3 protein-coding genes are annotated in these 11,892 nt (G+C 44.8%); 2 read left to right on the top strand and 1 reads right to left on the bottom strand.

Annotation, left to right across the window (positions count from 1 at the left end):
- Positions 1 to 275: 275 nt before the first annotated feature.
- Complete coding sequence (locus AB4351_RS14510) at positions 276 to 461, top strand: hypothetical protein (RefSeq protein WP_102530869.1); 186 nt, start codon at positions 276 to 278, stop codon at positions 459 to 461.
- A 154-nt stretch (positions 462 to 615) separates the two neighbouring features.
- On the opposite strand, the gene AB4351_RS14505 is transcribed toward AB4351_RS14510, so the two are convergent.
- The gene (locus AB4351_RS14505; protein WP_372074923.1) at positions 616 to 2,463 is read right to left on the bottom strand and encodes a M3 family metallopeptidase; all 1,848 of its coding nucleotides are present in this window, start codon (positions 2,461 to 2,463) and stop codon (positions 616 to 618) included.
- A 249-nt stretch (positions 2,464 to 2,712) separates the two neighbouring features.
- Between AB4351_RS14505 and AB4351_RS14500 the strand changes: the two genes are divergently transcribed.
- Positions 2,713 to 11,889 (top strand): RTX toxin, encoded by a 9,177-nt coding sequence (locus AB4351_RS14500; RefSeq protein WP_372126380.1) that lies wholly within the window; start codon positions 2,713 to 2,715, stop codon positions 11,887 to 11,889.
- The last annotated feature ends 3 nt before the right edge of the window (positions 11,890 to 11,892 follow it).

Raw genomic sequence — 11,892 nt, 5'->3', positions numbered from 1 at the left:
CTTCACTTCCACCCTGCTTTCAACGAAGGCGAAGAAGGTTCAACCAAGCCATACCATGTGCTTCGAATCAAACTTAACTAATTGATGGTCTTTATGGCGGGAGTCATTCTCTCCTGTCCTTATTTTTCAATTCAATAGCGAGCCCATCATGAAAAATTCACGATAAAACCGAGTCGAGACCTTATCCAGATGTCTGAATTTGCCTCATCTGCTGTTGGCGGAGGTGATGTGATTGCTGACGGTAGCAAGGTTACACATCTTCAGGTTGGAACCGCGTGGTTGGTCTGTTTTTTCCGACTTGGGACACTGTCGCGATCAATCAAGGTAGCAACGATGTGGCCAGAGGCGGAGGCAGTACTGATGGTATGTTAGCTCAGGAAGTGGTTGGTCATGAAGATCGCTTTATAACTTTTCCAGATCACCTTTCTTACGAAGAAGCATCAACTGTAGTGGATCAGTAAATTTGGCCACATAGTCAGAACTCTAGACATAAGGAAAAGTAAGTCTAATCGCGTGTCTTGAAATTAGCCTCAATCCTGCTCTAGCTTGTTTTGGGGCAAAAATGAGTTATGTCACTACTCATTTTTGCCTTTTTCATTAGCATTAAAACTCAATCTATCGACCGTATTGCTCAATAATAAAGTGCTCAAAATCATCACACATTTGGTCATTCGACTTTGCATTATTCGCTAATTCAGTTGCTCCATCAACGATCGATACCTTCGCATTCAAATCCGCGACTGGTGCACGTTCTCTTGTCGACAGCTGTTTGATTTTTTGCTCCTCAATCGCCCAAGCCTCCTCTGGCGATAAGTTACACTCGTCAGCGAGATATTTGGCATTAAAACCTTCCCCAGTCAGGCTTTCGATTGTACCGTTATGGTTCACGCTATTGCCTTTATGCCAATAGTGTTTCGCCAACAAAGGCCCGATCTCTGGGTTATCTGTTAAGTAACCAAACTTGTCGGTGAAATAAGCTCGTGTTTGATACACCGCCATATGAGCCAATAGATAACCTTGGTATGAGCAAGATGCTTCATCAGACAATAAGTGAGGGATCGCCATCAGTGGACGAGGGCTGCAAGACAATCCAAGAATTGCCTTTTCACTGCTACGAGCAAGTGCCGTGATTTTTTCAGGCGTGAGGTCTTCATCAGCTAATTCGTACAGGGCTCGCTCGAAATATGGAACCACAAGAATGCTGCGTTCTTGGTAAGCTCGGAAGGGCTGTTTATTGTCGATGATGGCTTTAATTAGATCATCTGGCACAGGTTGCCCGTCCGCATTTAGAGCGTACTGTTTTAGCCAGTCAGCGTCATTTAACAAGCTGTCGCAGAACATGGATTGTGTTTCAGCATAAGCCATCGAAGTCGGCGCAAACTCTTGAGAGAAACAAGGGGCGTTCATTTTTACATTAGCAAAATGCGCCGCGTGACCACCTTCGTGAAATAGTGTGTTAATCCCATCATAGCCACTGCCTATTTGATCGGGCTTAGCGTTGCTAGTGAAATTAACTTGGGCCGCAACCCAAGCATCTTGGTCATAGAAAGAAGGGATAGGGCCATGGCAGAAGCCATTAGGGTACTTACCTTTACGATCAAGCAGATCCAATTTTAATGTCGCTTGAGAGTATTCGATGTTGAGGCGACCAAAAGATTCAATCCAGCGTCGAAGTGACTTTGAGAACGGAACATAAGGATCAAGATCATTCATAACGTCACCTGCAAAAGAGTAGGTAAAGTTATGGGCTTGAAGTGCATTCTCGCCTTTCTGCTCTGCCAAATTGGCTAGGCTTTGCTGATGGCTATCACGCGTGCGTGCTTCGAAGTCATCCAGAATCGTAAACAGTTGTTCTGTCGTCATCTGTTCGGTTTTTACCACCGAGTAATCAAAGAAGGTTTTAAACCCCAGTGATTGAGCAAATTGGTTACGTTTTTTGATCAGCTCAATAAAGCCGTTAACCAGCAGCCATTGCTCTAAATCTAATAATGCTTGATGTGCAGAAAGCCTAACTTGTTCATTACCATTACTTCTAACGGCTGAACCTAAAACGGGCAGCGATCCTTCTGTTTCATCACCTGTTTCATTTACGTAAGTCATTACATGATTCTGTTTTTTCTCAAACAGTTCAGCCTCAAACTTTATGAGATCGGATTTAAGCTTCTGTGACTGCTCAGACTCAATAGCGTGAGATCTAAAGGTCGCCAACCAACCATTCAAGCCTGTCAGCGTACTCTCTTTTTCGAGAGGATCTTGAATTTCATCAATAGCAGCGAGTTGCGTTTCGATAGCAGTAATCTGTTCGGCAGAGCTTAGAAATTCCGTCCACTGAGTCTGTGCGAGTGTCGAACCATCGTGGTCGTCACTGATACCCATATATGTATCCCAAAAGAAGTCTTCTTTCGCTTTATGAGTCGCAAGATACTTTTGATTCAATTGGTTGAGATAGTTCGTTGCAGTCATGACATTCCTTGAAATTTAACCAGTAATTTCAACATTATGACACATTCATTGAATGTATTTTGTGACGATAGATATAACTGAATGCAGTCACAGCCTATCGGTTTACTTTACAGCGCATTAGTGTTAATTAACTGTTAATGGTTTGTTGTTTGCTAGTATTAACTAAAGAGAGTGTGCTGATTTATCCGGCTTTTTATTGAGTAAATTGATGTTCTCAAGGTCAGCGTTTTTGTAAGGAAGAGGTTTAGGATGGATCCTATTTTATATATCGAAGTTGGTGGTGTTGTGTGGCAAGTATTCCCTGATGGGACTTGGCTTCAATTACCTGCTACGCAGCCAAAAGTTGAAGGCGTGCAAGTCGTCAGCATTGAACCTCAGAATTTACAAGAGGCTCAGCCCCTAACCGAACCACAAATCGCCGCAGTTGAACAACAGTTGGAAAAGGTGGTCACCGAACTCGTCAACAACATTGAAAGCGCACCTCAACAGCCTAACTCAGTAAATGACCAACCTAGTTCCAGCGCCTCTTTTATTGTTTATGTTCGTTCCACCTTAGATGAAACGCTCGCTGAGGCGGGTTTTGATACGCGTCCTGCAGAATATGCCGACGAAGATACAACCTCGAATGAGGGTAACCTTGATATTCTGTTACCTAGTGCACTATTAACCGTTGATATTTTGGATGGTGGAGACGGTTACGAAAATCAGTTTGAAGTACCAAGTGTCACGATTACGGGCACGGCAGTGGATGTTCGAGACGGGCGTACCGTTGTTCTGACCATCACTGATGTTAACGGAAACACAGTAACCACCACAGCCATCACAAGCGATGAAACGTATGTCGTCAATGGCGTCGACCTCTCTTCATTGGAGGAGGGGGATCTTCAAGTCGATGCTGTCATTGCTGATGATTTTGGCAATAGCATTGCAGCTAACGATTCCACAATCAAAGACACATTAGCCAACATTGAGGTTGACTTCGATGGCTTTGGTGATGAGTTTTACAATCAATTTGAAATATCGAATGGGGTGCTAGTTGGTACGATTGCCAATGTAGAAGATGGGCAAACCATCAACATTTCAATTACCGATAGCCAAGGAACGATACAAGAATACACAACGGAAGTATCCGGCGGAACTTGGACTCTGACTCTTCAAGACTACTCAAGCTTTGCAGAAGGTGAGCTAACCGTTGTTGCCAATACTATCGATATTGCTGGAAACCCTACAACAGCGACCGACACGATCGTGAAAGATACGCTAGCGGACATCACCGCTGCGGTTGATGATGGTGGCGACGGTGTCCTCAATAGCTTCGAAATTCAGTCGGCTAAATTCTTTGGTACGGTACAGAACGTAGAAGATGGCCAAACGGTCAATATTCGTATTTCTGACAGCACAACGAATGTCATTGTTCTGACGGCAACTGTGATTGATGGTGCTTGGTCAGTTGAAGGCGTGGATCTAACCAGCTTTTCCGATGGTGGCATTCAAATTGAGGCTGACACTGTTGACGTTGCCGGTAACCCTGCTTCTGCAATAAATAGCGCAGGGCAAATTGTTATTGATACTGTTTCGCCTGTTATAGACATTGATACGCTAGACGGTTTTAGTATTTTGGCATTTCGTGGCGGCCAACTTACAACCATGCAAGGCACAACCAATGTTGCCGAAGGTCTTCCTGTTTATATTGAAGTTAATGATGGCTCTCAGACTCTTGTGTTTGAGGGTGTTGTTGATGCATCAGGTAATTGGGTTGTTGAAAATATAGATGTCTCGTCCCTAAACTTGGCGTCAGAATGGACGGTTGATGCCAAAGTTTTCAATACGGTAGGCAATCAAGCTATCGATGATATGCCAAGCATTATACTGCCCGAGTCGGTTGTGTTCTCAGAAACTGTTGTCGGGATTTTTGGAAATCAAACTCAGACCTCTGATATTCGCATCGATTATGCGGACTTCTCTTTTAGCGATGATCAAAGCATCGCAGAGTCACTAACTTCTCAAACCCTATCGATAACCGTTGCTGTATCGGCTGATAAACAAAGCCTAATTGGCACACGAAGCGATGGGCAAAAAGTATTCGATGCGTCAATTTCCGGCAGCAACGTAAATATCAATTTTTATAAGGCGATTGATCAGGAAGCTGGGTTAGATTCAATTCTGACGGCTCTGCTCATCGAAGGTTTGCAAACCGATGCTGATGGTACAACGGAGTTAGTGATAGGACGTTTACCTATTGTCATCAAAGATTCTGAACCTCTGGTTTTTGATGAGTCTTATCAAATGATCGAGGGTGAGATTGCGTCAGGGAACGTGTTGAATAACGACATCGATTTGGATACTCAACTTACGATAAAAAGTGTTGAAGTTGATGGTACGACCAAGACGATTGTTGGTGGCTCTCCGGTTTCATTTGCTACTAGCGAAGGCACCTTGACCGTATTTGCGAATGGCCACTGGACGTTCGTCGCCAACAGGAATTTGGACCACACAGTTGATCAGAACATCACCTTCAACTATGTTGCTGGCGACATCAGTAATGATTTCGGAAACGGCACTGCGGTCATTGATATTTTTGATGGTGATGCAGGGCTAGTTGTTGATGGGACAACGACCAGCTCTGAAGGTGATGTGTCTGATGGAATTCAAACTGTAGTCGGCCAGTTTACCGTTTCCGCTGGATCAGATAATCCAGATCCCGCTTCTATTGTATTTAATGCTAATACTCTGGTGCAGTTAGACGCCTTGGGCTTGACGACCGGAGATGAGAACTTTCCTCTAACCTACACGTTAGCGAATGATGGTAAAACGATTACCGCACAAGCAAATGGTGAAACGATATTCACGCTAACGTTGAGTGCAGTCGCTAGTGGTATCGATGTTCTAGCAGATGTCACATTAGTGTTAGAACAGCCTATCAACCACCTGTTCAGCAACGACTCCATCACCCTGCCACTTATTATTGATGGAACGGATTTAGATGGCACTTCTTTAAAACAAGGGCAATTCGACTGGATCATCCAGGATGGAGCCGACCCAATATTAACTTCAACTAGCAATGCTGCTGTGGACGAATCAGATCTTATTCACGGCAGTGTTTCAGATACTGGCACTTTCAATCTCAACGTCGGAAGTGACTTTGTTGAGTCTGTATTTTTTGATGTTGGAGATCAGCCGCAGTTGTTTAGTGGGGGTGTACAGATCATCTATGTGGTCTCTGCAGACGGAAATGAACTTACTGGTTATGTTGGCTCTGAAAGTGCTGAAAATAAAGCGTTCACCTTGAGCTTTACCTCTCTGTCAGGTGAGACCGATACTGATGTCACTTACACCTTTGAACTATTCAAGGGCCTCGACCAAACGAATGGAACCGACCAAATTCCTTTTGTCATCACAGCAAAAGATGATGACAACGATGAAACTCAATTAACCTTGAACGTCTCGATTACGGATGGTGGGGAGCCTACGATTGGCTCTGGCATGGTCGAGTTGAGTGAAAACCCTGTTGCTGATACAACCCCGTCTGGTGTTGGAACAACAGCGAGTGCAAGCTTAGCCGTGAGTGCGGGCAACGATCCACTCGTGTTCTTGGGGTTAGATGTGACAACTGGCCAAGCCGTTCTTGATAGTGACGGTGAGGCGGTGACACGTAATGGTGAAGCATTGTCTTGGCGAGATAATGGGGATGGAACGTTTGATGCGGTATTGTCGAATGGCGATGCTGTTTTCCAAGTGAGACTTCCTGAAGATTTTAGCTTAGAAGCCAATGGTTCCACGAATGTCACGGTTGAGATTGATTTGTACCAGTCAATAGACCACGGAACCGGTGTGAAGGACACAGAGCTGTCGATTCCAGCCTCAATCGTCACCATCGATTCAGACGGTTCACGAGATACACAAGAATCTGATATTAAGATTTACGATGGTGCAAACCCTAAAATTACTGTTATCGGAAGCATTTCTGTTGATGAAGACGGTCTGCTTGGAGACAGCGAACAGGTTGGTGTTGAAGATTCTAGCCCTTCGTTAGGAATAATCGAAGGTTCCGATGATGTTGTCTCTGTGACGGTCGACACCGCTGCGTTTGATGCACTTTCATATTCGAGTGCAGGGAAAGACATTTCACTGCAAGCTGTCGATTCTGATGGTTGGTATTACGGTCAAGATTCTGATGGAAACAATATATTTAGGATTCGTTTTAATACTGATGGGACAACAGAGTTCGACCTTTATGCACCTCTCGATCACGCCAATGCTGATGGAGAGAATAATCTAGCCCTCAATTTTGAACTGGTGGTCAACGATGCGGACGGCGATAGCTCTGATCCGGCAATTTATTCTGTCAACGTAACAGATGCTGTCCCAGTTGCGCGTTCAGGGGCAATTGAAATGGTTGAGGGTGATGACCTTAATGGACAATTTCTAACAGAAAAATTCGCAGGTGCCGATGGCGCAACCATTGTAAGTTTTGACTATCGCGGTACTACCTATACCTTTGATAACGCAGGAACTCCTATCATGATTAATCTAATTAATGATTATGATGGTGGGTCTACTTACGGTCAGTTTACGCTTTCTTCAGATGGTAGCTACCAGCTGACTACAAATCCCAATGTATCAACAAACCCTGCAGATCCTAAGATCGTCGATGACATCGATTATCTGGTGCGAGATGCGGACGGTGATAAAGTTACCAGTACTGCTGAGCTTATTCTGGATGATAACGAAGGTTTTATTCGTTATGAAGATTCTGAAACCACAGAAGACAATGACGCGATTATCGTTGTAAGTGTGGCAACCGGCGATGTCGACCAAAGCGAAACCGTTACTGCTATCGAGTTCTCAGAAGCATCGATAAACGGTGGTAGCTTGTACCTTGATGGGGTGTTGCTTCAAGTTGTAGACGGCAAGGTCACCTTGTCTGGAAGTCAATTGGCAGCGATTGATAGTCAGTTCACTGGGCCTAATGGACAGTTGACTTATCGTCCCGCGCTTCATGAATCCAATACCACCTCAACGGTTATCCTAGCGATCAACGCAATCATTAGCACTGATACGGATCCTAAAGAACTGACGGCTGATGTTGCAGTGTCTGTTTTACCGGTGGCTGATGCACCGGATTGGTCGGCTTCCGTATTCTCCTATCATTCAGTAGAAGATGACTCAGACCCAGTCAGTTTGGACATAACAGCTCAGCTGGTGGATCAAGATACGTCAGAAACATTGAGCTACCAGATTAGTGGGATTCCTGACGGCTTGAATTTGACGTTAAATGGCAACGCAGTCAAAGAAGGGAAATCTTACACACAGGCTCAGATTGATAAAATGGAAATCAGGGCTGACGACAACCTAGCGGGTCGCTTTGAGTTTGAGATTACTGCGGTTGCAACAGAGTCTGGCAATTCATTCGCTGACCCAGATGATAAAACGGCAAGTATTGTACATACCGTTACTGTCGATATTTCACCTGATGCTGATACTCCTCATGTGTCTGTTAAAGAATACAAGGGACTAGAGGATGAAGCTATTTACCTCAAAGACGTTATTGAAGGCGCTTTGGCGGACACCGATGGTTCTGAATCGTTAAGTTATATTATCCAAGTTCAAGATGGCTGGTCTGTTGAAGGTGATGGTACCGCAAAGATAGGCAATAATTCCTATTCAGTCACTGCCGAAGCTATCGCCAATGGTATTGCTTATATTCAGCCTAAAGAAGACATCAGTTCCTTTACTGAAGATCTGTCAATAGACGTAACAGCAATAGCGACTGAGTCGACGATCGATTCACTTATTCCTATCAATGGGCAAGCGTCAAGTGATACAAAAACCATCAATATCTTTTTGAAAGGTGTTGTGGATGAACCTATCGCGGTAGACGGTGGTAATGGTCATTGGCAATACGACAGTGACAGTAAAGTCATCAGCAACCAATCGGTCTTGAATGAAGATGGGTTAATACAGCTCGACTTCCTCATACAAACGACGGATGACGATGTTTCAGAAGAGATCAACATACTGCTTACTAACATTCCTGAAGGCACTTTGCTGGTGGATGCGTTGGGTGAACCAGTATCGCTGACGATTGCGTATGTTGATGATGTGACAGGGCCCGTATTCCAAGTCTCTAACGCTCAACTGGATGATCTGTATCTCAAGCCAGTTCTTGATTTTAGTGGTGAATTAGAACTCACCGTTATTGCTATCTCAACTGAGCCCGATGGTGATTCGGGCGAGTTTCCTATGACACTTAAAGTAGAGCTAGCGCCGGTCGTTGATCAAGAAGACGGTCAAGTGGTCAGTACTCAAGGCATCGAAGACAGTCAAATCGGCCTGAACCTTGAACCTTCAGTGAATCAGGATATTGATGGCAGCGAATCCTTGACGGGATATGTCATTGATAGCCTACCTGCAGATCTCACTCTTTATTTTGATGGGAGTGTTATTCAGGTCCCAGCTTCAGGCTTAGATTTGGATACTCTACTGGACTCAACAACGCCAACGCTTTCGGATCTTCTAAGCAGCGGCAGGCTTTCTGTTACAGCGACAGAAGATTTAAGCGGAACATTCTCAATTCCTATCACCTATGAAGTCACGGATACCTCTCCAACTGGTGCAACGGATATTAAAGATATTACTGGTTCTATTAGCGTGACTGTAGATGCTCGTGTCGAGCTAGATACTCGATTAGAAGGCTCTACAGAGCTGTTACAGAGTACAGACGGCTCGCCTGTTGATATCTCTAACGCCGTGACGTTCGTCGACGCGGATATCGATGGGTCAGAGTACCTCGATTATATTTTGATCGAGATTCCCGACGGCTATTCGTTGATTGTTGAGCACCCTAATGGTGCCGCTCAAGATAGCTCTGGGAATTGGATCATATCTGCGGATGGGTTAACGAGTGACTCTTTCCAAGAACTCGCAGCGTACATTTTAGATAATGCGACGATTTCCAGCCCAAGTGATACTCCGGTACTGGATATTGTGGTTCGTGCTCGTGTGATTGATGGTGAAGATGCGAGATATATTGATGCGACTTTCCCGCTGCAAATTACTGGTCATGACGGCGGTGGCGGTTCTTGTGACCCTGTTGGCCCACCAAGCCCGATTCAACCCGATGGCGAAATTAAAACACCTGAAGGGGAAGATATTGATCTCACTGGCTTGCTAAACACCGATGTTGGCAGTGATCCAGACAATGAAATCTCTTTCTATATTCCTGCCGATTCACTTCCTGAAGGCGTTGAGATCTCCGGTGATGGTGTGATTGCTGAATACGATGCTTCTGGTGAGATCGTCGGTTATTCAATCACTGCAGATGGACTTTCGAAACTAACGTTAACGGGCTTGGATGAAGATTTTGCAGGGTGTATTGATTTCACCATAGAGACAATTGAGACCTCACCATGTAGCGGTGATACGGTGACGACGGCCCAAACCATTAGTATCCAAGTTCTGCCTGTGGTCGATGACATTACGGTTGAAGCCGACTCCACAACCATTCAAGAAGACATCGCGACAGACCTTAACCTTGAACTGGTTCTTGGTGATAGCGTTGAAGATGGACAATTAATCACTGGTGAAGGCAATAGCGCTACCGGTAAAGAAACCGTTAACTCTCTAACGGTGAGCATTTCGAATGGAGCGACCTTGTCTGAAACTCCAACTGACACCGGGTTGTTAGTTGATAATGGCGATGGGACTTGGACGGTCACAGACCCTAGCCGTTTGAGTGATGTGTTAGTTACGCCACCTGAGCATTACAGTGGTGAAATTACCCTCACTGTGACAGCAAATATTACCGATGAAGCGGATTGCGTGACAGAAACGGATACGCAAGATAAAACGACGGTCGTGACTATTACTATTGAGCCAGTCGCTGATGTGGCGAACTTGATAACAGAGGATATTATCGGAGATGAAGATAATTACATTTCGTTGTCATCACTTAGCGCAGAGCTGATTGACCAAGATGGTTCTGAAAACATGTCGCTTTCGTTGAAGGGAGTTCCTGAAGGCGCAGTTGTCGCGATTAAAATCGGAGACAACTATGAGTTGGTTCCAAACAATGGTGCTGATGGCGGTACCTTCGATGGAAACCCTACCTATGAGTGGCAGTTAGATCCAAGTCAGTTATCTAATCTAGTCATTCTGCCACCAAGAGACTTTAGTGGTGACATTAATCTGTCTCTAGAGGCGATTACTCAAGAAATTGGTACGACGGATATCCGTTATACACAATCTGAATTTACTGTAGGTGTTAACCCTATAGGTGACAAAGTTGAGTTCTTCGATTTACCTGAACAGCTCACTGGAAGTGAAGATGATGGCATCGTGATTCCTCTTGATGCCAATAGCTTTGAAACTAACAGTGATGAGTTTTTAGCAATTACGGTAACAGTGAATGGAACTTCGGACCCATCAGGGTTAGTTGGGTTAGACCGAATTCGAATTGGATCAGAAACCAGTTCTTTCACCAGTGTTGGTGGCATCATACAGGCGACGATCCTCGTTAAAGCAAGTTCTGTTGATGAGCTCGAATTCTTTGCAGGCGATGCGTTTGGTAACCTCGATATTACGATTACCGGCCGAACGGTTGATCAAAATACGGTACTCGGTGAGTTAGTGGTCGACACGGGTGACCCGAGCTCGCAAGACATGACGCTTATTATCACACCAGAGCCTGATGCACCGTTATTGAGCGTTGAATATTCTTCGATCGTGGCAGAAGCAAGTGGCACGATTCCTCTTGGTTTAGACCTTTCTCTTGTAAACCCTGCTGATTCAGAAGTGGGCTTCATTACAATTCATGATATTCCCGCAGGTTTGACGTTCTCACACGGCTCTATGGTCTATGGTCAATATGTGGTGGACTTGGCAGATGTGCCTAACCTAGCGATTACCGGGGGCTACAACAGTGGTGATCAATTTGACCTAACGATAGAGCCGTCTGCAGAGATAGGCAATAACCAAGCGGTCGGGTTACCCCAAACCGTATCGATTGAGTTTGTCGCTGAAGGGGATTCTACGATTACCGCGACAGATGATAACGATCTGTTGATTGGCGGTACAGGCTCTGACAATTTTGTGTTCGCATCTTCAGGCTTAGGTAGTGCAGAAGCACCAAGCTACGATGTGATTCAAGATTTTGATGCGTCTCCAGACACTGATGCAATTGACCTCTCGGGTATTTTGGGAAGCCTAGGGCTTAATACAGGGCTAGGGGCAACACAATATCTAGATTTAGAAGAATCTGGTGAAGGTGTGACCATTTCTATTAAACCTAATGGTGACGAAGACGTTCAACAAAACATCTTGCTAGCTGATGTCACGTACGACGATCTGTATCAAGGTGACAGTAGCAGTGCATTAGAAGCACAAATTTTACAAAAAATGATAGAAGACAATAATTTAACGCTGTAAGTT

Source organism: Vibrio sp. 10N.261.51.F11 (assembly GCF_041471665.1).
In the GTDB taxonomy this organism is placed as follows: domain Bacteria; phylum Pseudomonadota; class Gammaproteobacteria; order Enterobacterales; family Vibrionaceae; genus Vibrio; species Vibrio crassostreae_C.
Note: the sequence above shows the minus strand (reverse complement) of the source record. Positions and strands in the feature narration are given on the sequence as shown.

Coding starts and splice junctions, on each gene's coding strand:
- AB4351_RS14505 (WP_372074923.1), bottom strand. CDS start 2,463: ATGACTGCAACGAACTATCTCAACCAATTGAATCAAAAGTATCTTGCG.
- AB4351_RS14500 (WP_372126380.1), top strand. CDS start 2,713: ATGGATCCTATTTTATATATCGAAGTTGGTGGTGTTGTGTGGCAAGTA.